Consider the following 25,361-nt stretch of genomic DNA (forward strand, 5'->3'; position numbering starts at 1 on the left):
AAGAAATACCTTATTCATGCCATGTCGCCCATCTTATACACGGAGTCTGAGGCAGGGCGAAACGAGGAAGAAGCTTTTCGCCCTGGTCAGCGTCCGTTGCTGACCTGATGACAATAAAAAACCGGACGATCGCTGACAATCATCCGGTTTTGCCTTTCCGTAGCGCCTCGACAATTTTTTACCGTGTTGCAGTGCGTTTCATCGTCATTGCGAGGCTCTTCCCAGCCAGCTGTCCCAGTCTTTCCAGACAGGCTGCAGACCCTGTGCCGTCAGGGCGGCGGCAACGGCTTCTGGACGCCGTCCGTCATGCGGTGCAAACTGCTCCAGCTCCGGATGGTCGTCTGCATAACCGCCCGGCTGCGTTTTGGAAAACGCGCTGACGTTGTTAATCGCAAGGGGAATGACGCGATCGCGAAACGCCGGGGACTCACGTGTTGAGAGCGATAATTCTACTTCCGGGGCGAGCAGGCGAAACGCGCAGATGGTCTGCACCAGCTGGCGCTCATCCATCAGCGAAGCCGGTTCAATGCCTCCTGCGCAGGGGCGCAGGCGCGGGAAGGAGATGGAGTATCGGGTTTGCCAGTAGTGTTGCTGCAGCCACAGCAGATGTTCTGCTACCATGTAGCAATCAACCCGCCAGCTGTCTGAAAGCCCAATTAGCGCACCCAGCCCGATTTTGTCGATCCCGGCACGGCCCAGCCTGTCCGGCGTTTCCAGCCGGAAGAAGAAATCCTGCTTCTTCCCCTTCAGGTGATGCCGGGCGTACGTCGTCTCGTGGTAAGTTTCCTGATAGACCATGACCCCATCCAGCCCGAGCGTTTTTAACTCTGCATACTCGTCCTGCGACAGGGGCTGAACCTCCATCTGCAACGACGCAAACTCCCGACGTATCGCCGGAAGATGCTGACGGAAGTAGTCCATTCCCACTTTCCCCTGATGCTCGCCCGTAACCAGCAGAAGATGCTCAAACCCCATTTCACGAATGGCGGCACACTCGCGTGCGATCTCCTCTTCATCGAGCGTTTTCCGCTTGATGCGGTTGCTCATGGAGAAACCACAGTAGGTACAGTCGTTGGCGCACAGGTTCGAGAGATAGAGCGGGACGTAGAAGCTTACCGTGTTGCCAAACCGTTGCCGGGTGAGGCGCTGAGCGCGCTGTGCCATCGGTTCAAGGTAGGCGCTGGCTGCCGGAGAGAGCAGGGCCATCAGATCCTCACGGGTCAAATGACGGGCATTCAGCGCGCGTTCCACGTCAGCCGCCGTTTTGCTGTTGATGCGCAGGGCAATGTCGTCCCAGTTAAGCTCGCGCCAGCGCTCGGTAAACGTGCTCATGAGATCGCCTCCAGAAAACCGGTCAGCGGGCTGGTAGCCTGTGCCTGGAAACTGCGTGAGCCGGGACCTGATTCTCTGGCCAGCACGCCAGCCTCCACGGCAAGACGGAACGCGCGCGCCATCATCACCGGATCGTCAGCTACCGCAATCGCGGTATTCACCAGCACCGCGTCGGCACCCATCTCCAGCGCCTGCGCGGCGTGGCTGGGAACGCCGATGCCCGCATCCACCACCACCGGCACGGTCGCCTGCTCGATGATGATCTCCAGCATTGCGCGGGTTTCCAGCCCCTGATTGGAGCCAATGGGGGCGCCCAGGGGCATGACGGCGGCGCAGCCGACCTCTTCCAGACGCTTACACAACACGGGATCCGCGCCGCAGTAAGGCAGAACGGTAAACCCCTGCTGCACCAGCTTTTCTGCCGCTTTCAGCGTCTCGATCGGGTCGGGCAGCAGCCAGCGGGCATCCGGGTGAATTTCCAGCTTCAGCCAGCGGGTGCCGAGCGCTTCCCGCGCCAGCTGTGCGGCGAAAATCGCCTCTTCGGCCGTTTTGGCGCCGGAGGTGTTAGGCAGCAGCGTGACGCCGGCTTCAAGCAACGGTGCAAGAATGGCATCGCTGTGATGACGCAGATCCACGCGCTTAAGCGCCAGCGTCACCAGCTGGCTGCCGCTTTCGCGAATGGCATCCACCATCAGCTGTGGCGAGGCGAATTTTCCGGTTCCGGTAAACAGATGCGAATCAAAGACTTTATCGGCAATACGTAACATGTCAGCCCCCTGCGATAACCTGAAACAGCAGGATCTGGTCGCCTTCATTGACCTGCTGATGTTCCCACTGCTCGCGCGGCAGGATCTGTTGATTGAGCGCCAGCGCCGTTCCCGGCTTAAGCTGGCGTAATTTATCGAGCAGTACGGCAACGGTAAGCCCGTCGTCGCAGCTCATCGGCTCATCGTTAAACAGAATGCGCATCGCGGCCTCCGCATACCGGGCAGCGGCTGGCGCGGTGTAGCGCCAGATGGCGCCAGCCGCTGGAGCGGGCGTCGAACAGGCGCAGCGTGTTGCGCTCCGTCTCCATGCCGCTGAGCAGCTTGATGGCCTCCAGCGCCTGCAGCGTGCCCATCACGCCCACCACCGGACCAAGCACACCCGCCGTGCGGCAGTTGCGCGCTGGCTCGGCATCGTCCGGCCACAGGCAACGGTAGCAGCCCTGCGCCCACGGCGGCGTCAGGACCATCATCTGCCCGCCGAACCCCACCGCGCTGGCGGTGATCAGCGGCGTATTCTCTGCCACGCAGGCGGCGTTGATGGCCTGACGCGTCGCCATATTATCGGTGCAGTCCAGCACCGCGTCGGCAAGGGCGACTTCACGCTGCAAATGTTCACCGCTCAGCCGCGTCTGAAGTGCAATCAGTTCGATATCGGGGTTGAGCTGATTCAGCCTCTGGCGCGTAACTTGCGCTTTAGGCTGGTTGACATCGTCTGTCGTGAAGAGGATTTGCCGCTGCAGGTTGCTGAGGTGCACTTCGTCGTCATCGGCCAGCACCAGCGTGCCCACGCCCGCACCGGCCAGATAGAGCGCGGCGGGCGCGCCTAATCCTCCCAGGCCAACAATCAGCACCCGGCTGGCGAGCAGCTTTTGCTGCCCGTCGATGGCGATATCTTCCAGCAGGATCTGACGGCTGTAGCGCATAAAATCGCGGTCATTCATTGCCAGCTCCTGCCAGCTGTAAAAGCTGTTCGGTGGCGGACCGCCAGTCTGCGGCCTGGGTGATGGCGCTGACGACGGCGATACTGCCGACGCCGGTCTCCAGCACTGCCGGGGCGCGTTCAAGGCTGATTCCGCCAATGGCGACGGTCGGGTAATCGGCAAGGCGCTTAACGTGACTCGCCAGCTGCGTCAGCCCCTGCGGCGCCGAGGGCATCTGCTTGGTTTGCGTCGGGAAGACGTGACCCAGCGCGATGTAAGAGGGGCGGGCCGTCAGCGCCACGTCGATCTCCATGTCATCGTGTGTTGAAACGCCAAGGCGCAGGCCAGCCTGGCGGATGGCGTTCAAATCGGTGGTTTCCAGGTCCTCCTGACCCAAATGGACACCATACGCCTGGTGCTTAATCGCCAGTCGCCAGTAATCGTTGATAAACAGACGCGCGTCGTAACGGCGTCCCAGCGTGATGGCGGCGACCACATCGGCCTCTACCTCTTCATCGCGCTTATCCTTGATGCGCAGCTGGAGGGTGCGAACGCCGGCCTCAAGCAGGCGTTCGATCCACTCCACGCTGTCCACCACCGGATAGAGCCCTAAACGGAAGGGCACGGAGGGGAAATCAGGCTGGTACATTACGCCTCCTCTTTTTTGAGGTAGATTTCGCCGCCTTTCGTGCGGAAGTTTTCTGACATGTCCGCCATGCCGACTTCAATGGTCTGCGCGGCGGCGTAGTCGCGCACCTCCTGGCTAATTTTCATCGAGCAGAACTTCGGCCCGCACATGGAGCAGAAGTGCGCCACCTTACCCGATTCCTGCGGCAGGGTTTCATCGTGGTAGGCGCGGGCGGTGAAGGGATCGAGCGCCAGGTTAAACTGGTCTTCCCAGCGGAATTCAAAGCGCGCTTTGGACATGGCGTTGTCGCGGATTTGCGCACCCGGGTGGCCTTTCGCCAGATCCGCCGCGTGGGCGGCAATCTTGTAGGTAATCAGCCCCTGCTTCACGTCCTCTTTGTTAGGCAGGCCGAGGTGCTCTTTCGGCGTCACGTAGCAGAGCATGGCGCAGCCGAACCAGCCGATCATTGCCGCCCCAATGCCTGACGTGAAGTGGTCATAGCCCGGCGCAATATCGGTCGTCAATGGCCCCAGGGTGTAGAACGGCGCTTCGTGGCAGTGTTCCAGCTCCTCGGTCATGTTGCGGCGGATCATCTGCATCGGCACGTGGCCCGGGCCTTCAATCATTACCTGCACGTCATACTCCCAGGCGATTTTGGTCAGTTCGCCCAGCGTGTGCAGCTCGGCAAACTGCGCTTCGTCGTTGGCGTCGCGAATTGAGCCCGGACGCAGGCCGTCGCCCAGCGACAGCGAGACGTCATAGGCGGCGCAGATTTCGCAGATCTCGCGGAAGTGCTCGTAGAGGAAGTTTTCCTGATGATGGGACAGGCACCACTTCGCCATAATGGAACCGCCGCGCGAGACGATGCCGGTCAGACGCTTCGCCGTCATCGGCACATAGCGCAGCAGCACGCCTGCGTGAATGGTGAAGTAGTCCACACCCTGTTCCGCCTGCTCCAGCAGCGTGTCGCGGAACGCTTCCCAGGTGAGGTTTTCGGCGATGCCGTTGACCTTCTCCAGCGCCTGATAAATCGGGACGGTACCGATCGGCACCGGGCTGTTACGCAGGATCCATTCGCGGGTTTCGTGGATGTAGCGGCCAGTAGAAAGATCCATTACCGTATCCGCGCCCCAGCGCGTTGACCAGACCAGCTTTTCCACCTCTTCTTCGATGGATGACGTCACCGCCGAGTTGCCGATGTTGGCATTGACCTTCACCAGGAAATTGCGGCCAATAATCATCGGCTCGGATTCCGGATGGTTAATGTTGGCGGGGATAATGGCGCGGCCGGCGGCCACTTCGTCACGCACAAACTCCGGGGTGATGTTTTCCGGCAGGCGAGCGCCAAAGCCTTCGCCCGGATGCTGGTGGCGTAGCACTTCGCTGCGGATGCGCTCGCGACCCATGTTTTCACGGATGGCGATGAACTCCATCTCCGGCGTGACGATCCCTTGGCGCGCGTAGTGCAACTGGGTCACGCATTTGCCCGCTCTGGCGCGTTTTGGCGTCAGCAGGCCGGTAAAGCGCAGCTCGTCCAGACCGTCGTCGGCCAGACGTTCTTTGGTATACGCAGAGCTGCGCACGCTCAGCTCTTCGCAGTCGTTACGCGCGTCAATCCACGGCTGGCGTAGCTTTGCCAGGCCCTGTTGGACGTTGATGGCAACATCAGGATCGCCGTACGGGCCTGAGGTGTCATACACCGGCACGGCTTCGTTGTCTTCGTACTGCGGGTTCTCTTTGCTGCCGCCAATAAGCGTCGGGCTAAGCTGGATTTCACGCATCGGCACGCGGATATCGGCCTGCGAGCCGGTGATGTAGATACGTTTCGAGTTTGGGAAGGCGGTCCCTTCCAGGGTATCGATGAAGCGTTGGGCGTGTTCGCGCTGTTCGCGACGGGTCAATTTAGCGATAGACATAGCTCATTCCAAAAGTGAAGGACATGGCTTGTCAGACGACGGATGAAGCAAGAGAAGATCGCCCAGGGGCGATTCAACAGCAGTGTAACTCTTGTTCCCTTCGCAGGTATTAGCCTGATCAGGTTCCGCGGATCCCGAATTAACGGTCTCAGCCCGCGCGTTCAGGCGCTGGGCACTCCGACAAGAAAAATCCCCCTCCGTAGAGGGGCGAATGGTTGTAAATTACTCGTTAACGATTAAGAACTCAAGCCGGGCGCACGACGTTATCTTCGTGGCTGACGTCCAGGCCGTTATCCAGGGCGAGGGCGATCAGCTTATCTTCCAGCGTGAATCGCTCTTCCAGCGCTTCGCCAAGGTCGGAAAGCGCCTGCTGGAACTCAAGATAATTATCGTGATCGATGGCATTCTCGAGCGTGGAATCGTAGTAATCCATAATCTGCTGGGTATTGGCTTCCAGTAGTGGACAAAGTTTGCTGGCCGCTAAACAGGGATTTGTGCCTTCCATTTCGCGGATAATACGTTCATAAATGTTGAAATGGCCGTCGGAAAGGTAGTCGACCAGGCTCTGACAAAAATCATCCAGCGCTTTTTCGTTCAGCCGCATAAAGGATTCTTTGCCAGGCTTAAGACCGACCAGATTGTAATACGCCACGAGGAGATGCTTGCGTACATGTAGCCAGCGATCCACCAGTGTGTTACTTCCTCCAACGCGCTCCGTCAGGCTTTCTAGCTGGTTTAACATGGTCGACTCCGCAAAGTTTAGAATGGGATCTACTTATCCAAAATGTAACCACAATGCTAACAACATGTCAGTGAAGCGAAGGTAGTGCAATAGATATGGATCGTATTATTGAAAAATCAGATCTGGGTTGGTGGATCGTCAGTCACGAACAGAGGTTGTGGCTGCCCGGTGGAGAAATACCCTACGGTGCGGCAGAAACGTTCGATCTCGTGGGCCTGCCTGCGCTCAGGATCGGCGAGTGGCAGGGTGAGCCCGTATGGTTGATCCAACAAGCGCGTCGTCAGGATATGGGATCCGTTCGCCAGGTGCTTGATCTGGATGCGGGACTGTTCCAGCTCGCGGGGCGGGGCGTGCAGCTGGCGGAGTTCTATCGCTCGCACAAATACTGCGGCTATTGCGGGCATACCATGCACCCAAGCAAAACCGAGTGGGCGCTGCTCTGCGGCCACTGCCGTGAACGTTATTATCCGCAGATCGCACCGTGCATCATCGTCGCCATCCGGCGCGACGATTCCATCCTGCTGGCGCAGCATACCCGCCATCGCAACGGCATTCATACCGTCCTCGCCGGGTTCGTCGAGGTGGGCGAAACGCTGGAGCAGGCGGTAGCGCGCGAGGTGATGGAAGAGAGCGGAATCAAGGTGAAAAACCTGCGCTACGTCACCTCGCAGCCGTGGCCGTTCCCGATGTCGCTGATGACGGCGTTTATGGCTGAATATGACAGCGGCGAGATCGTTATCGACCAGAAAGAGCTGCTGGAGGCAAACTGGTATCGTTATGACGATCTGCCTCTTTTACCCCCACCGGGTACGGTGGCGCGTCGGCTGATAGAAGATACCGTGGCGATGTGTCGGGCCGAGTATGAGTAGTGTTACACTGAGGCCATGACGCTTAAGGAACTGCAAAAATGACCGAACTGAAGAACGATCGTTATCTGCGTGCGCTGCTGCGCCAGCCCGTTGATGTCACCCCGGTGTGGATGATGCGCCAGGCGGGACGCTATCTGCCAGAGTACAAAGCCACGCGCGCGCAGGCGGGTGATTTTATGTCGCTGTGCAAAAATGCCGAGCTGGCCTGTGAAGTAACGCTCCAGCCGCTGCGCCGCTTCCCGCTGGATGCCGCCATTCTCTTTTCGGACATTCTCACCATTCCGGACGCCATGGGCCTTGGGCTCTATTTTGAAACCGGCGAAGGCCCGCGCTTCACCTCCCCAATCAAAAGCAAAGCCGACGTGGATAAGCTGCCGATCCCCGATCCGGAAGACGAGCTGGGCTACGTGATGAACGCCGTACGTACCATTCGCCGTGAGCTGAAAGGTGAAGTGCCGCTGATTGGCTTCTCCGGCAGCCCGTGGACGCTGGCGACCTATATGGTTGAAGGGGGCAGCAGCAAAGCCTTCACCATGATTAAAAAGATGATGTACGCCGAGCCGCTGGCCCTGCATGCGCTGCTCGACAAGCTGGCGAAGAGCGTCACCCTCTATCTGAACGCGCAGATTAAAGCGGGCGCGCAGTCGGTGATGATTTTCGATACCTGGGGCGGCGTGCTGACCGGGCGCGATTATCAGCAGTTCTCCCTGTACTACATGCACAAAATCGTCGACGGCCTGCTGCGTGAAAACGAAGGCCGCCGCGTGCCGGTGACGCTGTTCACCAAAGGTGGCGGCCAGTGGCTGGAAGCGATGGCTGCAACCGGCTGCGACGCGCTGGGCCTCGACTGGACCACCGATATCGCCGAAGCGCGCCGTCGCGTGGGCGACAAAGTGGCGCTGCAGGGCAATATGGATCCGTCCATGCTCTATGCGCCGCCAGCCCGCATTGAAGAAGAAGTGTCGACTATACTGTCTGGTTTCGGCCAGGGTGAAGGCCACGTGTTTAACCTCGGCCACGGCATCCATCAGGATGTGCCGCCAGAACACGCAGGCGTATTTGTGGAGGCGGTGCATAGGCTTTCAGCCCAGTATCACAAGTAAGGAGAGGTTATGGATCTCGCGTCGCTACGCGCTCAGCAAATCGAACTGGCTTCATCGGTGATCCGTGAGGATCGTCTGGATAAGGATCCTCCGCAGTACATTGGTGGAGCGGACGTCGGGTTCGAGCAGGGTGGGGAAGTGACGCGAGCGGCGATGGTCGTACTGAAATACCCTTCGCTTGAGCTGGTGGAGTACAAGGTGGCACGTATCGCGACCACCATGCCGTACATTCCGGGTTTCCTCTCCTTTCGCGAATATCCCGCGCTGCTGGCAGCGTGGGAACAGCTCTCGCAAAAACCTGACCTGCTGTTTGTCGATGGACACGGTATTTCCCACCCGCGCCGCTTAGGCGTTGCCAGCCACTTTGGGCTGCTGGTGGATGTGCCGACCATCGGCGTTGCCAAGAAGCGCCTGTGTGGGGCGTTTGAGCCGCTCTCCCCAGAGCCTGGCGCGCTGGCGCCGCTCATCCATAAAGGCGAGCAGCTGGCGTGGGTCTGGCGCAGCAAGGCGCGCTGTAACCCGCTGTTCATCGCCACCGGGCACCGGGTCAGTATGGACAGCGCCCTGGCGTGGGTTCAGCGCTGCATGAAGGGCTACCGTTTACCTGAGCCGACGCGCTGGGCGGACGCCGTTGCCTCCTCGCGTCCGGCTTTTGTTCGTTGGCAGGAAATTCAGCCGTGATTCAGGTAAACTGCGGCTAATTTTCGATTCGAGACATCATCATGCTACAAAACCCGATTCATCTGCGCCTTGAGAAGCTGGAAAGCTGGCAGCACGTGACGTTTATGGCTTGCCTGTGCGAGCGCATGTATCCCAACTACGCCGCGTTCTGTAAGCAAACGGAGTTTGGCGAAGGCCAGATTTATCGCCGCATCCTGGATTTAATCTGGGAGACGCTGACGGTGAAAGACGCGAAGGTGAACTTCGACTCTCAGCTGGAAAAGCTGGAAGAGGCGATCCCGGTTGCGGATGATTTTGACCTGTACGGAGTTTATCCGGCGATTGATGCCTGCGTCGCGTTAAGCGAGCTGCTCCACTCTCGTCTGAGCGGTGAAACGCTGGAGCACGCTATCGAAGTCAGTAAGGCCTCGATTACCACCGTCGCCATGCTGGAGATGACCCAGGCAGGTCGTGAAATGACCGACGAAGAGCTGCGTGCCAATCCGGCCGTAGAGCAAGAATGGGACATCCAGTGGGAAATTTTCCGCCTGCTGGCAGAGTGTGAAGAACGCGATATTGAGCTGATCAAAGGTCTGCGAGCGGACTTACGTGAGGCCGGTGAGAGCAATATTGGTATAATTTTTAACCAATGAGACAACAAAACGTGATTTAACGCCTGTTTTGTCGCTCCTCGACTCTTCCCTTCTGCCCCCCGTCTGGTCTACATTTGGGGGGCGAAAAAAAGTGGCTATCGGTGCGTGTATGCAGGAGAGTGCTTTTTTGGCATTTTCGTCGCACTCGATGCTTAGCAAGCGATAAACACATTGAAAGGATAACTTATGAACAAGACTCAACTGATTGATGTAATTGCGGACAAGGCTGATCTGTCTAAAGTGCAGGCTAAAGCTGCTCTGGAATCTACCCTGGCTGCTATTACTGAGTCTCTGAAAGAAGGCGATGCTGTACAACTGGTTGGTTTCGGTACCTTCAAAGTGAACCACCGCGCTGAGCGTACTGGCCGCAACCCGCAGACCGGTAAAGAAATCAAAATCGCCGCAGCTAACGTGCCGGCATTTGTTTCTGGTAAAGCACTGAAAGACGCTGTTAAGTAAGACGCGTGGCAGTGAACAGTTTTAGCGAAGGGGCGGCAACGCCCCTTTTGTCTTTCTGGCGTGGAACGCTCGCGCTGGCAGGCGTGCTGTTGCTGTCAGCCTGTAGCCACGATTCCTCCCTCCCTCCGTTTACCGCCAGCGGTTACGCGGACAACCAGGGGGCGGTCAGGATCTGGCGCAAAGATTCCGGTGGCGAAGTGCATCTGCTTTCTGCCTTCAGCCCGTGGCATAGCGGCAATACGTCGACTGCGGAATATCGCTGGCAGGGAGATGACCTGTCGCTGATTGAACTGAACGTCTACAGCAAAACCCCCGAACACGTGAAAGTGCGTTTTGATGACCATGGCGAGCTGAGCTTTATGCAGCGTGAAGTCGGCGGTCAAAAACAGCAGCTTTCCAGCGATCAAATCGCCCTCTACCGTTACCGTGCCGAACAAATCCGCCAGACAAGCGACGCGCTGCGTCTGGGACGCGTTGTGCTGCGCCAGGGGCGCTGGCATACCGATGGGACGGTGACCACCTGCGAAGGGCAGACGGTGAAGCCTGAGCTCGAATCCTGGGCGACCGAACATATTCAACGCCGTCAGCGTCATTCATCAATGGAGGTGAGTGTGGCGTGGCTGGAAGCGCCGGAAGGCTCTCAGCTGCTGCTGGTGGCGAACGAAGACTTCTGCACCTGGCAGCCGACAGAGAAAAGTTTTTGATTTAAGTTCCCTCTCCCTTGAGGGAGAGGGTTAGGGTGAGGGTGTGAAATTACTCGCCCTGCTCACGCGCAATCGCGCGATAACCGATATCCTGGCGGCTGAAGCTGCCGTCCCAGTGAATATCCGCCATCAGCGCATAAGCGCGCTTCTGCGCTTCTGCCACGGTATGGCCCAGCGCGGTGGCGCACAGCACGCGGCCACCGTTGGTGAGGACGCGATCGTCGTCAGCCAGCTTCGTCCCGGCGTGGAACACCTTCGCACCGTCAATTTCTTCCAGCGGCAGGCCGTGGATTTCATCGCCGGTGCTGTAGCTACCCGGATACCCACCCGCAGCAATCACCACGCCCAGAGACGCGCGCTCGTCCCACTCTGAGGTTTTCTCGTCGAGCTTGCCTTCGCAGGCTGCCAGACACAGTTCCACCAGATCGGATTTCATGCGCAGCATGATAGGCTGTGTTTCCGGATCGCCGAAGCGGCAGTTGAATTCAATCACCTTCGGGTTGCCCTGCTTGTCGATCATCAGACCTGCGTAAAGGAAACCAGTGTAGGTATTGCCTTCCGCCGCCATCCCTTTCACGGTAGGCCAGATGATGCGGTCCATGGTGCGCTGGTGCACTTCGTCAGTCACTACCGGAGCAGGGGAGTAGGCGCCCATCCCGCCGGTATTCGGGCCGGTATCGCCGTTGCCCACGCGCTTGTGATCCTGGCTGGTGGCCATCGGCAGAACGTGCTCGCCGTCGACCATCACGATAAAACTCGCCTCTTCACCGTCGAGGAACTCTTCGATCACGATGCGGTGGCCCGCGTCGCCAAAGGCGTTGCCGGCCAGCATATCGTGAACAGCGGCTTCGGCTTCCTCGAGGGTCATCGCGACGATAACACCTTTCCCGGCGGCCAGACCGTCGGCCTTGATGACAATCGGCGCGCCTTTTTCACGTAAGTAGGCCAGGGCTGGCTCTACTTCGGTGAAGTTCTGATATTCCGCCGTCGGGATGTTATGACGCGCGAGGAAATCTTTGGTGAAGGCTTTGGAGCCTTCCAGCTGGGCTGCACCCTCCGTTGGGCCGAAGATTTTCAGACCGGCTGCGCGGAAGGCATCGACGACGCCAATCACCAGCGGCGCTTCCGGGCCTACAATCGTCAGGTCGATTTTCTCGCTCTGGGCAAAGCTCAGCAGCGCCGGGATATCGGTCACGCCGATAGCCACGTTCTGCAGCGCGGGTTCCAGCGCGGTACCGGCGTTACCCGGTGCCACAAAGACGGTATCAACCAGCGGAGACTGCGCCGCTTTCCACGCCAGAGCGTGTTCGCGCCCGCCGTTACCAATCACTAATACTTTCATTTTCAGCTCCGGGAATTAATGGCGGAAGTGGCGCATGTCGGTGAAGATCATCGCGATGCCGTGTTCGTCGGCGGCGGCAATCACTTCGTCGTCGCGGATAGAGCCGCCAGGCTGGATCACGCAGGTGATGCCCACAGCAGCAGCCGCGTCGATACCGTCACGGAACGGGAAGAAGGCGTCAGAAGCCATGGCGGAGCCTTTCACTTCCAGACCTTCATCGCCTGCTTTAATGCCCGCAATTTTCGCGGAGTAAACGCGGCTCATCTGGCCGGCGCCTATCCCGATGGTCATGTTCTCTTTGGCGTAGACAATGGCGTTTGATTTGACGAACTTGGCGACCTTCCAGCAGAACAGCGCGTCACGCAGTTCCTGTTCGCTCGGCTGACGTTTAGTCACCACGCGCAGGTCGGCTTCTGTCACCATCCCCAGATCGCGGTCCTGAACCAGCAGACCGCCGTTCACGCGCTTGAAGTCCAGCCCCGGCACGCGTTCTGCCCACTGGCCGCAAACCAGTACGCGCACGTTCTGTTTCGCCGCGGTGATTTTCAGCGCTTCTTCGGATGCGGACGGCGCGATGATCACTTCAACGAACTGGCGGGAGATGATGGCCTGTGCGGTTTCAGCATCCAGCTCGCGGTTGAAGGCGATAATGCCGCCGAACGCGGAGGTTGGGTCGGTTTTGTACGCGCGATCGTAGGCATCCAGAATAGAGTTGCTCACGGCAACGCCGCATGGGTTCGCATGCTTGACGATAACGCAGGCCGGCTCGCTGAACTCTTTCACGCACTCCAGCGCGGCGTCTGTGTCGGCAATGTTGTTATAGGAGAGCGCTTTGCCCTGCACCTGCTTGGCAGTCGCAACAGAGGCTTCTTTTACCTCTTCTTCTATATAGAAGGCTGCCTGCTGGTGGCTGTTCTCACCGTAACGCATATCCTGCTTCTTAATGAAGTTCAGGTTCAGGGTGCGCGGGAAGCGGCCAGAAGGATCTTTGCTTTCACCGTGGTAAGCCGGCACCAGGCTACCGAAGTAGTTGGCGATCATGCTGTCGTACGCCGCGGTGTGTTCGAAGGCTTTGATGGCGAGGTCGAAACGCGTTTCAAGCGTCAGTGACCCTTCGTTGGCATCCATCTCATTAATAATGGTTTCGTAATCGCTGCTCTTTACAACGATGGCCACATCTTTATGGTTCTTGGCCGCGGAACGCACCATGGTTGGGCCGCCGATATCAATATTCTCTACGGCATCTTCAAGAGAACAGCCTTCGCGGGCAACGGTTTGGGCAAACGGGTAGAGGTTAACAACCACCATGTCGATTGGCGCGATGTCATGCTGCTCCATAATGGCGTCGTCCTGACCGCGACGGCCAAGAATACCGCCGTGTACTTTCGGGTGCAGGGTTTTGACGCGTCCATCCATCATTTCCGGGAAACCGGTGTAATCGGACACTTCGGTTACCGGCAGACCTTTATCTGCTAACAGGCGAGCGGTACCGCCTGTGGAAAGCAGCTCCACACCGCGTGCGGAAAGTGCCTGAGCGAATTCGACGATACCGGCTTTATCAGAAACACTGAGCAGAGCGCGGCGGACTGGACGACGTTGTTGCATGGTAAATCCCCTGGATTTCACGATTACAGAGAGCGTTAGATGAATTTTCCAGTGAAAAACTCATCTAACACACCTGACGGGGCATCCTTATTAAGCGCGAGCATTTTAACGAAAACGTTTGCGCAACGCTCGCATATTTTCACTTTTTCGTATCATTGTGGATAAGTCTGTGTGTAAAAAGGTATAAGGCGGGGTTTTGCTGTGGAATGCAGCAGTCAGTCATTTTTCTGTTATTTAACGGTTGCGGCCTGCGGAGAACTCCCTATAATGCGCCTCCATCGACACGGCGGATGTGAATCACTTCACACAACAAGCGGTTCGGTTGAAGAGAAAAAATCCTGAAATAACGGGTTGACTCTGAAAGAGGAAAGCGTAATATACGCCACCTCGCAACGGTGAGCTGAAAGCCGCGTTGCACTGCTCTTTAACAATTTATCAGACAATCTGTGTGGGCACTCAAAGTGACATGGATTCTTAACGTCGCAAGACGAAAAATGAATACCAAGTCTCTGAGTGAACATACGTAATTCATTACGAAGTTTAATTCACGAGCATCAAACTTAAATTGAAGAGTTTGATCATGGCTCAGATTGAACGCTGGCGGCAGGCCTAACACATGCAAGTCGAACGGTAGCACAGAGAGCTTGCTCTCGGGTGACGAGTGGCGGACGGGTGAGTAATGTCTGGGAAACTGCCTGATGGAGGGGGATAACTACTGGAAACGGTAGCTAATACCGCATAACGTCGCAAGACCAAAGAGGGGGACCTTCGGGCCTCTTGCCATCAGATGTGCCCAGATGGGATTAGCTAGTAGGTGGGGTAACGGCTCACCTAGGCGACGATCCCTAGCTGGTCTGAGAGGATGACCAGCCACACTGGAACTGAGACACGGTCCAGACTCCTACGGGAGGCAGCAGTGGGGAATATTGCACAATGGGCGCAAGCCTGATGCAGCCATGCCGCGTGTATGAAGAAGGCCTTCGGGTTGTAAAGTACTTTCAGCGGGGAGGAAGGCGATAAGGTTAATAACCTTGTCGATTGACGTTACCCGCAGAAGAAGCACCGGCTAACTCCGTGCCAGCAGCCGCGGTAATACGGAGGGTGCAAGCGTTAATCGGAATTACTGGGCGTAAAGCGCACGCAGGCGGTCTGTCAAGTCGGATGTGAAATCCCCGGGCTCAACCTGGGAACTGCATTCGAAACTGGCAGGCTAGAGTCTTGTAGAGGGGGGTAGAATTCCAGGTGTAGCGGTGAAATGCGTAGAGATCTGGAGGAATACCGGTGGCGAAGGCGGCCCCCTGGACAAAGACTGACGCTCAGGTGCGAAAGCGTGGGGAGCAAACAGGATTAGATACCCTGGTAGTCCACGCCGTAAACGATGTCGACTTGGAGGTTGTGCCCTTGAGGCGTGGCTTCCGGAGCTAACGCGTTAAGTCGACCGCCTGGGGAGTACGGCCGCAAGGTTAAAACTCAAATGAATTGACGGGGGCCCGCACAAGCGGTGGAGCATGTGGTTTAATTCGATGCAACGCGAAGAACCTTACCTACTCTTGACATCCAGAGAACTTTCCAGAGATGGATTGGTGCCTTCGGGAACTCTGAGACAGGTGCTGCATGGCTGTCGTCAGCTCGTGTTGTGAAATGTTGGGTTAAGTCCCGCAACGAGCGCAACCCTTATCCTTTGTTGCCAGCGGTTAGGCCGGGAACTCAAAGGAGACTGCCAGTGATAAACTGGAGGAAGGTGGGGATGACGTCAAGTCATCATGGCCCTTACGAGTAGGGCTACACACGTGCTACAATGGCGCATACAAAGAGAAGCGACCTCGCGAGAGCAAGCGGACCTCATAAAGTGCGTCGTAGTCCGGATTGGAGTCTGCAACTCGACTCCATGAAGTCGGAATCGCTAGTAATCGTGGATCAGAATGCCACGGTGAATACGTTCCCGGGCCTTGTACACACCGCCCGTCACACCATGGGAGTGGGTTGCAAAAGAAGTAGGTAGCTTAACCTTCGGGAGGGCGCTTACCACTTTGTGATTCATGACTGGGGTGAAGTCGTAACAAGGTAACCGTAGGGGAACCTGCGGTTGGATCACCTCCTTACCTTAAAGAACCTGCCTTTGCAGTGCTCACACAGATTGTCTGATGAAAAGTAAGCAGCAAGGCGTCTTGCGATTGAGACTTCAGTGTCCCCTTCGTCTAGAGGCCCAGGACACCGCCCTTTCACGGCGGTAACAGGGGTTCGAATCCCCTAGGGGACGCCACTTGCTGGTGCGTGAGTGAAAGTCACCTGCCGTCATATCTCAAAACTGACTTACGAGTCATGTTTGAGATATTTGCTCTTTAAAAATCTGGATCAAGCTGAAAATTGAAACGACACACATGTTATGTGTGTTCGAGTCTCTCAAATTTTCGCAATCAGAAGTGAAACATCTTCGGGTTGTGAGGTTAAGCGACTAAGCGTACACGGTGGATGCCCTGGCAGTCAGAGGCGATGAAGGACGTGCTAATCTGCGAAAAGCGCCGGCGAGGTGATATGAACCTTTGACCCGGCGATGTCCGAATGGGGAAACCCAGTGTGATTCGTCACACTATCGTTAACTGAATACATAGGTTAACGAGGCGAACCGGGGGAACTGAAACATCTAAGTACCCCGAGGAAAAGAAATCAACCGAGATTCCCCCAGTAGCGGCGAGCGAACGGGGAGCAGCCCGGAGTCTGAATCAGCTTGTGTGTTAGTGGAAGCGTCTGGAAAGTCGCACGGTACAGGGTGACAGTCCCGTACACGAAAGCACACAGGTTGTGAACTCGAAGAGTAGGGCGGGACACGTGGTATCCTGTCTGAATATGGGGGGACCATCCTCCAAGGCTAAATACTCCTGACTGACCGATAGTGAACCAGTACCGTGAGGGAAAGGCGAAAAGAACCCCGGCGAGGGGAGTGAAAAAGAACCTGAAACCGTGTACGTACAAGCAGTGGGAGCACCTTCGTGGTGTGACTGCGTACCTTTTGTATAATGGGTCAGCGACTTATATTCTGTAGCAAGGTTAACCGTATAGGGGAGCCGAAGGGAAACCGAGTCTTAACTGGGCGTTAAGTTGCAGGGTATAGACCCGAAACCCGGTGATCTAGCCATGGGCAGGTTGAAGGTTGGGTAACACTAACTGGAGGACCGAACCGACTAATGTTGAAAAATTAGCGGATGACCTGTGGCTGGGGGTGAAAGGCCAATCAAACCGGGAGATAGCTGGTTCTCCCCGAAAGCTATTTAGGTAGCGCCTCGTGAACTCATCTTCGGGGGTAGAGCACTGTTTCGGCTAGGGGGCCATCCCGGCTTACCAACCCGATGCAAACTACGAATACCGAAGAATGTTATCACGGGAGACACACGGCGGGTGCTAACGTCCGTCGTGAAGAGGGAAACAACCCAGACCGCCAGCTAAGGTCCCAAAGTCATGGTTAAGTGGGAAACGATGTGGGAAGGCACAGACAGCCAGGATGTTGGCTTAGAAGCAGCCATCATTTAAAGAAAGCGTAATAGCTCACTGGTCGAGTCGGCCTGCGCGGAAGATGTAACGGGGCTAAACCATGCACCGAAGCTGCGGCAGCGACGCTTATGCGTTGTTGGGTAGGGGAGCGTTCTGTAAGCCGTCGAAGGTGGCCTGTGAGGGCTGCTGGAGGTATCAGAAGTGCGAATGCTGACATAAGTAACGATAAAGCGGGTGAAAAGCCCGCTCGCCGGAAGACCAAGGGTTCCTGTCCAACGTTAATCGGGGCAGGGTGAGTCGACCCCTAAGGCGAGGCCGAAAGGCGTAGTCGATGGGAAACAGGTTAATATTCCTGTACTTGGTGTTACTGCGAAGGGGGGACGGAGAAGGCTATGTCAGCCGGGCGACGGTTGTCCCGGTTTAAGCGTGTAGGTGTGTGTTCCAGGCAAATCCGGTTCACTTTAACACTGAGGCGTGATGACGAGGCACTACGGTGCTGAAGTGATAAATGCCCTGCTTCCAGGAAAAGCCTCTAAGCATCAGGTAACACGAAATCGTACCCCAAACCGACACAGGTGGTCAGGTAGAGAATACCAAGGCGCTTGAGAGAACTCGGGTGAAGGAACTAGGCAAAATGGTGCCGTAACTTCGGGAGAAGGCACGCTGATATGTAGGTGAAGCCCCTGCGGGTGGAGCTGAAATCAGTCGAAGATACCAGCTGGCTGCAACTGTTTATTAAAAACACAGCACTGTGCAAACACGAAAGTGGACGTATACGGTGTGACGCCTGCCCGGTGCCGGAAGGTTAATTGATGGGGTTAGCGGCAACGCGAAGCTCTTGATCGAAGCCCCGGTAAACGGCGGCCGTAACTATAACGGTCCTAAGGTAGCGAAATTCCTTGTCGGGTAAGTTCCGACCTGCACGAATGGCGTAATGATGGCCAGGCTGTCTCCACCCGAGACTCAGTGAAATTGAACTCGCTGTGAAGATGCAGTGTACCCGCGGCAAGACGGAAAGACCCCGTGAACCTTTACTATAGCTTGACACTGAACACTGGTCCTTGATGTGTAGGATAGGTGGGAGGCTTTGAAGCGTGGACGCCAGTCTGCGTGGAGCCGTCCTTGAAATACCACCCTTTAATGGCTGGTGTTCTAACGTGGACCCGTAATCCGGGTTGCGGACAGTGTCTGGTGGGTAGTTTGACTGGGGCGGTCTCCTCCCAAAGAGTAACGGAGGAGCACGAAGGTTAGCTAATCCTGGTCGGACATCAGGAGGTTAGTGCAATGGCATAAGCTAGCTTGACTGCGAGAGTGACGGCTCGAGCAGGTGCGAAAGCAGGTCATAGTGATCCGGTGGTTCTGAATGGAAGGGCCATCGCTCAACGGATAAAAGGTACTCCGGGGATAACAGGCTGATACCGCCCAAGAGTTCATATCGACGGCGGTGTTTGGCACCTCGATGTCGGCTCATCACATCCTGGGGCTGAAGTAGGTCCCAAGGGTATGGCTGTTCGCCATTTAAAGTGGTACGCGAGCTGGGTTTAGAACGTCGTGAGACAGTTCGGTCCCTATCTGCCGTGGGCGCTGGAGAATTGAGGGGGGCTGCTCCTAGTACGAGAGGACCGGAGTGGACGCATCACTGGTGTTCGGGTTGTCATGCCAATGGCACTGCCCGGTAGCTAAATGCGGAAGAGATAAGTGCTGAAAGCATCTAAGCACGAAACTTGCCCCGAGATGAGTTCTCCCTGAGACTTTAAGTCTCCTGAAGGAACGTTGAAGACGACGACGTTGATAGGTCGGGTGTGTAAGCGCAGCGATGCGTTGAGCTAACCGATACTAATGAACCGTGAGGCTTAACCTTACAACGCCGAAGGTGTTTTGGCGGAAGAGACAGAACAATCAATATTCAGCCTGATACAGATTAAACAGAATTTGCCTGGCGGCTTTAGCGCGGTGGTCCCACCTGACCCCATGCCGAACTCAGAAGTGAAACGCCGTAGCGCCGATGGTAGTGTGGGGTCTCCCCATGTGAGAGTAGGGAACTGCCAGGCATCAATCAAGAAGAACCCCGTACCGTAAGGTGCGGGGTTTTTTGCTTTTGTTTTTCACCCCTCTTCCTGAAACTTTCTCACCTTACGCTTGCAGGCTCGACATTCCGATAGTTTCTGGGTATCGTTAGCTATCTGGATGTCTAAACGTTTATACGTATGCTGTGAGGATATTAAGTTATGCCGATTCGGGTGCAGGACGAGCTACCAGCCGTCAATTTCTTGCGTGAAGAAAACGTCTTCGTGATGACGGCTTCGCGTGCGACAGGTCAGGAAATTCGCCCGCTGAAGGTGCTTATTCTCAATCTGATGCCAAAAAAGATCGAAACAGAAAACCAGTTCCTGCGTCTTCTGTCGAACTCCCCGCTGCAGGTCGATATTCAGCTGCTGCGTATTGATGCCCGTGAGTCACGTAACACGCCCTCTGAGCATCTGAATAACTTCTACTGTAACTTCGAAGATATTCAGGGGGAAAACTTCGACGGACTGATTGTAACCGGCGCGCCGCTTGGCCTGGTGGAATTTAACGATGTCGCCTACTGGCCGCAGATCAAACAGGTGCTGGAGTGGGCAAAAGATCACGTCACGTCTACGCTGTTTGTCTGTTGGGCGGTACAGGCTGCACTCAACATTCTCTACGGTATTCCCAAACAGACCCGCACTGAAAAGCTCTCCGGCGTATACGAACACCACATTCTTCATCCACACGCGCTGCTGACGCGTGGGTTTGACGACTCCTTCCTGGCTCCGCATTCCCGATACGCCGACTTCCCGGCCCAGCTGATTCGTGACTACACCGATCTGGAGATCCTGGCCGAAACGGAAGATGGAGATGCTTATCTGTTTGCCAGCAAGGATAAACGGATTGCATTCGTGACCGGGCATCCTGAGTACGATCCGCATACCCTTGCATCAGAGTATTTCCGTGATGTCGAAGCGGGTCTTAATCCGGATGTACCGTACAACTATTTCCCGAAAGACGACCCGCAAAACAAACCGAGAGCGACCTGGCGCAGTCACGGGAATTTGCTTTTTACCAACTGGCTCAACTATTACGTCTATCAGATAACGCCATACGATCTGCGTCACATGAATCCGACGCTGGAGTAATCTTCTGCACTAAACCATCCTAAAGCGTTTCAGCTATTCAAATCAGGCATCTTCGGGTGCCTTTTTTATTTCCGAAATATCACTCATCGTTCGATCCAACTTTAATCCCAATTAAATCAATAAATTAATTGCGATAAACAATTAAAATGGAAATTGTTTTTGATTTTAGAAAAAATATAGATAGTCTTAATTCTGCTGAGCGAAAACTACCCAACGATCTTTCGTTCGCATCGGGGGCGTGATTTTGGATCTTTGATGAGGAGCAGATTAATGACTCAACAGGCAACGACGGTCGATGAACTGGCCTTTACCCAGCCGTATGGCGAGCAAGAACAGCAAGTGTTGACGGCGGAAGCGGTAGAATTTCTGACTGAACTGGTGACCCGCTTTACGCCACAGCGTAATAAGCTGCTGGCGGCACGCATTCATCAGCAGCAGGAAATTGACGATGGCAAGTTGCCTGGCTTCATTTCGGAAACCGCTTCCATTCGCCGCGGTGAGTGGAAAATCCGCGGCATCCCTGAAGATTTACAGGATCGTCGCGTTGAGATCACCGGTCCGGTAGAGCGCAAAATGGTGATCAACGCCATGAACGCCAACGTTAAAGTCTTTATGGCCGATTTTGAAGACTCGCTGGCACCAGACTGGAACAAAGTTATCGACGGGCAGATCAACCTGCGCGACGCCGTGAACGGCACCATCAGCTATACCAACGAAGCCGGGAAAATCTACCAGCTCAAACCGAATCCGGCGGTGCTGATCTGTCGCGTACGCGGTCTGCACCTGCCTGAAAAACATGTCACATGGCGTGGGGAAGCCATTCCGGGTAGCCTGTTTGATTTCGCACTCTATTTCTTCCACAACTACAAAAACCTGCTGGCAAAAGGTAGCGGTCCCTATTTCTACCTGCCAAAAACGCAGGCCTGGCAGGAAGCGGCCTGGTGGAGTGAAGTATTCAGCTACGCGGAAGATCGTTTCAACCTGCCGCGCGGCACCATCAAGGCCACGCTGCTGATTGAAACGCTGCCTGCCGTGTTCCAGATGAATGAAATTCTGCACGCCCTGCGCGATCACATTGTCGGCCTGAACTGTGGACGCTGGGACTATATCTTCAGCTACATCAAAACTCTCAAAAATTATCCCGATCGCGTGCTGCCGGATCGTCAGGTTGTGACCATGGATAAACCGTTCCTGAGCGCCTACTCGCGTCTGCTGATCAAAACCTGCCATAAGCGCGGCGCCTTTGCGATGGGCGGCATGGCGGCTTTTATCCCGAGCAAAGACGCGGAGCGCAATAATCAGGTGCTCAACAAGGTGAAAGCCGATAAAGAGCTTGAAGCCCGTAACGGTCACGACGGCACGTGGATTGCACATCCGGGTCTGGCCGATACGGCGATGGAGGTCTTCAACCGCGTACTCGGCGATAACAAAAACCAGCTGTTTGTCACGCGCGAAGAAGATGCCCCAACGGCTGAAGAACAGCTGCTGGCGCCATGCGCAGGTGAGCGTACGGAAGAGGGCATGCGTGCCAATATCCGCGTCGCGGTCCAGTACATCGAGGCGTGGATCTCCGGCAACGGCTGCGTGCCTATCTACGGCCTGATGGAAGATGCCGCCACGGCGGAAATCTCTCGTACCTCCATCTGGCAGTGGATCCACCATCAAAAAACGCTCAGCAACGGCAAGCCGGTGACAAAAGCGCTGTTCCGCCAGATGCTGGCCGAAGAGATGCGGGTGATCCAGGACGAGCTGGGTGAGCACCGCTTCAGCAGCGGACGTTTTGATGACGCCGCGCGCCTGATGGAGCAAATCACCACATCAGATGACTTAATCGACTTCCTGACCCTGCCGGGCTACCGCTTCCTGGCGTAACTCACCACATAACAATATGGAGCATCTGCACATGAAAACCCGTACCCAACAAATCGAAGAGTTAAAGAAAGAGTGGACACAACCTCGCTGGGAAGGCATCCGCCGTCCTTACAGCGCGGAGGAAGTGGTGAAATTACGCGGCTCGGTCAACCCGGAATGCACGCTGGCACAGAACGGTGCGGCGAAAATGTGGAAGCTGCTGCACGCCGGCTCTAAAAAAGGCTACATCAATAGCCTCGGCGCGCTGACCGGCGGTCAGGCGCTGCAGCAGGCGAAGGCCGGTATTGAAGCTATCTACCTCTCCGGCTGGCAGGTCGCGGCGGACGCCAACCTGGCGTCCAGCATGTACCCGGATCAGTCGCTCTATCCGGCTAACTCCGTGCCGTCGGTGGTGGATCGGATCAACAATACCTTCCGTCGTGCGGATCAGATCCAGTGGGCCGCCGGTATCGAACCTGGCGATCCGCGCTTTACTGACTACTTCCTGCCGATCGTCGCGGATGCGGAAGCGGGCTTCGGCGGTGTGCTGAACGCCTTCGAGCTGATGAAATCGATGATTGAGGCCGGTGCAGCGGCCGTTCACTTCGAAGACCAACTGGCATCGGTGAAGAAGTGCGGACACATGGGCGGTAAGGTGCTGGTTCCAACGCAGGAAGCCGTGCAGAAGCTGGTTGCCGCGCGTCTGGCTGCTGACGTGCTCGGCGTGCCGACGCTGGTGATTGCCCGTACCGATGCGGACGCGGCGGACCTGATCACCTCTGACTGCGACCCGTACGACAGCGAATTCATTACCGGCGAGCGCACCAGCGAAGGCTTCTACCGCACCCATGCCGGCATTGAACAGGCGATCAGCCGCGGCCTGGCGTACGCCCCCTATGCGGACCTGGTCTGGTGTGAAACCTCTACGCCGGATCTGGCGCTGGCAAAACGCTTTGCCGACGCCATTCACGCGAAGTTCCCGGGAAAACTGCTGGCCTATAACTGCTCGCCGTCCTTTAACTGGCAGAAAAAGCTGGATGACAAAACGATCGCCAGCTTCCAGCAGCAGCTTTCCGACATGGGCTACAAATACCAGTTCATCACCCTGGCAGGCATCCACAGCATGTGGTTCAACATGTTCGACCTGGCGCATGCCTATGCGCAGGGCGAGGGCATGAAGCACTACGTTGAGAAGGTGCAGCAGCCGGAATTTGCCGCGGGCAAAGACGGTTACACCTTCGTGTCTCACCAGCAGGAGGTGGGCACCGGCTACTTTGATAATGTGACCACGATTATTCAGGGCGGCACCTCCTCCGTAACCGCCTTAACGGGGTCAACGGAAGAAGCACAGTTCTAATCTTTTCCCCCTCTCCCCTCTGGGGAGAGGGTTGGGTAAGGGGAATATATGTCGCGTGGCCTGGAATTGCTGATTGCCCAAACCATACTGCAGGGCTTTGATGCCCAGTATGGTCGTTTTCTTGAAGTGACATCCGGCGCGCAGCAGCGCTTCGAACATGCAGACTGGCATGCGGTTCAGCAGGCCATGAAGCAGCGTATCCATCTTTATGACCACCACGTGGGTCTGGTGGTGGAGCAGCTGCGCTGTATTACCGACGATAAAAGCCCGGACGCGGAATTTTTACTGCGCGTGAAAGAGCATTACACCCATCTGTTACCCGACTACCCTCGCTTCGAGATTGCGGAGAGCTTTTTCAACTCCGTCTATTGCCGGTTATTTGACCACCGCTCGTTATCTCCTGAGCGGTTATTTATTTTTAGCTCCCAGCCGGAGCGACGCTTTCGTTCCATTCCGCGTCCGCTGGCGAAAGACTTCTTTCCCGATCGCGGATGGGAAAAGCTCCTGCACCGCGTATTAACCGATTTGCCGCTGCGCCTGCCCTGGGAGAATAAAGCCCGGGATATCGGCTATATCCACGCGCATCTCAATGAAACTTTCGGCGAGGCGGTGCTCACCCGCAGCCATTTGCAGGTTGCCAACGAGCTTTTCTACCGTAATAAAGCCGCCTGGCTGGTGGGCAAATTGGTTACGCCGACGGCCATCGTGCCGTTTCTGTTACCGATCCACCGTACCGACGACGGGGAACTGTTTGTCGATACCTGCCTGACTACCAGCGCCGAGGCCAGCATCGTGTTTGGCTTCGCCCGCTCCTATTTCATGGTATACGCCCCGCTGCCTGCCGCCCTGGTGGAGTGGCTGCGCGAGATCCTGCCCGGTAAAACCACCGCCGAGCTGTATATGGCGATTGGCTGCCAGAAGCACGCCAAAACGGAAAGCTACCGGGAATACTTGCGCTACGTCACCACGGCCGACGAGCAGTTTATCGAAGCGCCAGGCATTCGCGGTATGGTGATGCTGGTGTTTACGCTGCCGGGTTTTGACCGGGTCTTTAAGGTGATTAAAGACAGATTCGCGCCGCAGAAAGAGATGACCGCCGCGCACGTCCGCGCTTGCTATCAGCTGGTTAAAGAGCACGATCGCGTCGGGCGCATGGCGGATACCCAGGAGTTCGAAAACTTTGTGCTGGATAAACAGCAGATCGACCCGGCGCTGATGACGCTTTTGATGCAGGAAGCGCCCGCGAAAATTACCGATCTGGGTGACAAAATTGTGATAAGCCATCTCTACATTGAGCGCCGCATGGTGCCGCTAAATATCTGGCTTGAGCAGTCCGAAGGTCAGGCGCTGCGGGATGCCATCGAAGAATACGGCAACGCGATTCGCCAGCTGGCCGCCGCCAATATTTTCCCGGGAGACATGCTGTTTAAAAACTTCGGCGTCACCCGGCACGGGCGGGTAGTGTTCTACGATTACGACGAAATTTGCTACATGACCGAAGTGAACTTCCGCGATATCCCGCCGCCCCGTTACCCGGAGGACGAACTGTCCAGCGAGCCCTGGTACAGCGTTTCACCGGGAGATGTGTTTCCGGAGGAGTTTCGCCACTGGCTGTGTGCCGACCCGCGCATCGGGCCGCTATTCGAAGAGATGCATGCCGATCTGTTCCGCGCCAGCTACTGGCGCGGGCTGCAAACGCGGATCAAAAATGGGCACGTGGAAGATGTGTATGCCTACCGCCGCAAGCAGCGGTTTTGCATCCGGTTTTCTCCCTCTCCCTGTGGGAGAGGGCCGGGGTGAGGGCAT

Annotated in this window: 19 protein-coding genes, 1 tRNA gene, 3 rRNA genes and 1 riboswitch; of the genes, 14 read left to right on the forward strand and 9 right to left on the reverse strand. The window is 56.4% G+C overall.

Going from position 1 to position 25,361, the window contains the following annotated elements:
• Nucleotides 1-204: 204 nt before the first annotated feature.
• The 7 genes from thiH to ACR42C_RS01075 form a co-directional block, all read right to left on the reverse strand.
• On the reverse strand, nucleotides 205-1,332 hold the full coding sequence (thiH, locus tag ACR42C_RS01045; protein WP_233003723.1) for a 2-iminoacetate synthase ThiH: 1,128 nt from the start codon (nucleotides 1,330-1,332) through the stop codon (nucleotides 205-207).
• Nucleotides 1,329-2,099, reverse strand: coding sequence for a thiazole synthase (gene thiG / locus ACR42C_RS01050; protein WP_316380453.1), 771 nt, complete (start codon nucleotides 2,097-2,099; stop codon nucleotides 1,329-1,331). The genes thiH and thiG overlap by 4 nt, the downstream gene beginning before the upstream one ends.
• A gap of 1 nt (nucleotide 2,100) precedes the next feature.
• The gene (thiS, locus tag ACR42C_RS01055) at nucleotides 2,101-2,301 is read right to left on the reverse strand and encodes a sulfur carrier protein ThiS (RefSeq protein ID WP_163331138.1); all 201 of its coding nucleotides are present in this window, start codon (nucleotides 2,299-2,301) and stop codon (nucleotides 2,101-2,103) included.
• Nucleotides 2,285-3,040 (reverse strand): HesA/MoeB/ThiF family protein, encoded by a 756-nt coding sequence (locus tag ACR42C_RS01060; protein ID WP_116344073.1) that lies wholly within the window; start codon nucleotides 3,038-3,040, stop codon nucleotides 2,285-2,287. The genes thiS and ACR42C_RS01060 overlap by 17 nt, the downstream gene beginning before the upstream one ends.
• Nucleotides 3,033-3,668, reverse strand: coding sequence for a thiamine phosphate synthase (thiE, locus tag ACR42C_RS01065; protein ID WP_163331137.1), 636 nt, complete (start codon nucleotides 3,666-3,668; stop codon nucleotides 3,033-3,035). The genes ACR42C_RS01060 and thiE overlap by 8 nt, the downstream gene beginning before the upstream one ends.
• Nucleotides 3,668-5,563, reverse strand: coding sequence for a phosphomethylpyrimidine synthase ThiC (gene thiC / locus ACR42C_RS01070; RefSeq protein ID WP_316380454.1), 1,896 nt, complete (start codon nucleotides 5,561-5,563; stop codon nucleotides 3,668-3,670). Before thiC ends, thiE begins: the two co-directional genes overlap by 1 nt.
• Before the next feature lie 78 nt (nucleotides 5,564-5,641).
• Nucleotides 5,642-5,753, reverse strand: a riboswitch (TPP riboswitch).
• A 54-nt stretch (nucleotides 5,754-5,807) separates the two neighbouring features.
• A complete protein-coding gene (locus ACR42C_RS01075) occupies nucleotides 5,808-6,305 on the reverse strand; it encodes an Rsd/AlgQ family anti-sigma factor (protein ID WP_061096558.1) in 498 nt (165 codons plus the stop codon).
• Between the two features lie 95 nt (nucleotides 6,306-6,400).
• On the opposite strand from ACR42C_RS01075, the gene nudC reads away from it, so the two are divergent.
• The 6 genes from nudC (at nucleotide 6,401) to ACR42C_RS01105 (ending at nucleotide 10,753) form a co-directional block, all read left to right on the forward strand.
• Nucleotides 6,401-7,174, forward strand: coding sequence for an NAD(+) diphosphatase (gene nudC, locus ACR42C_RS01080; RefSeq protein ID WP_479984650.1), 774 nt, complete (start codon nucleotides 6,401-6,403; stop codon nucleotides 7,172-7,174).
• Nucleotides 7,175-7,212: 38 nt separating this feature from the next.
• Complete coding sequence (gene hemE, locus ACR42C_RS01085) at nucleotides 7,213-8,277, forward strand: uroporphyrinogen decarboxylase (RefSeq protein ID WP_116344069.1); 1,065 nt, start codon at nucleotides 7,213-7,215, stop codon at nucleotides 8,275-8,277.
• A 9-nt stretch (nucleotides 8,278-8,286) separates the two neighbouring features.
• Nucleotides 8,287-8,958 carry a deoxyribonuclease V gene (nfi, locus tag ACR42C_RS01090; protein ID WP_023331768.1) on the forward strand — a complete coding sequence of 224 codons (672 nt, stop codon included), beginning with the start codon at nucleotides 8,287-8,289 and terminating at the stop codon, nucleotides 8,956-8,958.
• Between the two features lie 41 nt (nucleotides 8,959-8,999).
• Nucleotides 9,000-9,590, forward strand: coding sequence for a YjaG family protein (locus ACR42C_RS01095; RefSeq protein WP_116344068.1), 591 nt, complete (start codon nucleotides 9,000-9,002; stop codon nucleotides 9,588-9,590).
• Nucleotides 9,591-9,776: 186 nt separating this feature from the next.
• A complete protein-coding gene (hupA, locus tag ACR42C_RS01100; protein ID WP_002445246.1) occupies nucleotides 9,777-10,049 on the forward strand; it encodes a nucleoid-associated protein HU-alpha in 273 nt (90 codons plus the stop codon).
• Between the two features lie 11 nt (nucleotides 10,050-10,060).
• On the forward strand, nucleotides 10,061-10,753 hold the full coding sequence (locus ACR42C_RS01105) for a DUF1481 domain-containing protein (protein WP_302221391.1): 693 nt from the start codon (nucleotides 10,061-10,063) through the stop codon (nucleotides 10,751-10,753).
• A gap of 49 nt (nucleotides 10,754-10,802) precedes the next feature.
• Here the strand turns inward: ACR42C_RS01105 and purD are convergent, their stop codons facing one another.
• Together purD and purH are read right to left on the reverse strand one after the other, a co-directional pair.
• The gene (purD, locus tag ACR42C_RS01110) at nucleotides 10,803-12,095 is read right to left on the reverse strand and encodes a phosphoribosylamine--glycine ligase (RefSeq protein WP_316380455.1); all 1,293 of its coding nucleotides are present in this window, start codon (nucleotides 12,093-12,095) and stop codon (nucleotides 10,803-10,805) included.
• A 15-nt stretch (nucleotides 12,096-12,110) separates the two neighbouring features.
• Nucleotides 12,111-13,700 (reverse strand): bifunctional phosphoribosylaminoimidazolecarboxamide formyltransferase/IMP cyclohydrolase, encoded by a 1,590-nt coding sequence (gene purH, locus ACR42C_RS01115; protein WP_479984651.1) that lies wholly within the window; start codon nucleotides 13,698-13,700, stop codon nucleotides 12,111-12,113.
• 562 nt (nucleotides 13,701-14,262) lie between these two features.
• Here purH and ACR42C_RS01120 point away from each other — a divergent pair.
• The 8 genes from ACR42C_RS01120 (at nucleotide 14,263) to aceK (ending at nucleotide 25,355) form a co-directional block, all read left to right on the forward strand.
• Nucleotides 14,263-15,802: ribosomal RNA gene (locus tag ACR42C_RS01120) — 16S ribosomal RNA — on the forward strand.
• Nucleotides 15,803-15,887: 85 nt separating this feature from the next.
• Nucleotides 15,888-15,963, forward strand: a tRNA-Glu gene (locus ACR42C_RS01125).
• 182 nt (nucleotides 15,964-16,145) lie between these two features.
• Nucleotides 16,146-19,050: ribosomal RNA gene (locus ACR42C_RS01130) — 23S ribosomal RNA — on the forward strand.
• A 74-nt stretch (nucleotides 19,051-19,124) separates the two neighbouring features.
• Nucleotides 19,125-19,240: ribosomal RNA gene (rrf, locus tag ACR42C_RS01135) — 5S ribosomal RNA — on the forward strand.
• Together the 16S, 23S and 5S rRNA genes with 1 tRNA gene alongside form the textbook arrangement of a ribosomal RNA operon.
• A gap of 177 nt (nucleotides 19,241-19,417) precedes the next feature.
• Nucleotides 19,418-20,347, forward strand: coding sequence for a homoserine O-acetyltransferase MetA (metA, locus tag ACR42C_RS01140; RefSeq protein WP_151413575.1), 930 nt, complete (start codon nucleotides 19,418-19,420; stop codon nucleotides 20,345-20,347).
• A 270-nt stretch (nucleotides 20,348-20,617) separates the two neighbouring features.
• On the forward strand, nucleotides 20,618-22,219 hold the full coding sequence (gene aceB, locus ACR42C_RS01145; RefSeq protein ID WP_163330881.1) for a malate synthase A: 1,602 nt from the start codon (nucleotides 20,618-20,620) through the stop codon (nucleotides 22,217-22,219).
• Between the two features lie 31 nt (nucleotides 22,220-22,250).
• The gene (gene aceA / locus ACR42C_RS01150; RefSeq protein WP_479984652.1) at nucleotides 22,251-23,555 is read left to right on the forward strand and encodes an isocitrate lyase; all 1,305 of its coding nucleotides are present in this window, start codon (nucleotides 22,251-22,253) and stop codon (nucleotides 23,553-23,555) included.
• Nucleotides 23,556-23,603: 48 nt separating this feature from the next.
• A complete protein-coding gene (aceK, locus tag ACR42C_RS01155; RefSeq protein WP_479984653.1) occupies nucleotides 23,604-25,355 on the forward strand; it encodes a bifunctional isocitrate dehydrogenase kinase/phosphatase in 1,752 nt (583 codons plus the stop codon).
• Nucleotides 25,356-25,361 lie beyond the last annotated feature (6 nt).

The sequence above is a fragment of the Enterobacter sp. MG-EB028 genome (assembly GCF_056673305.1).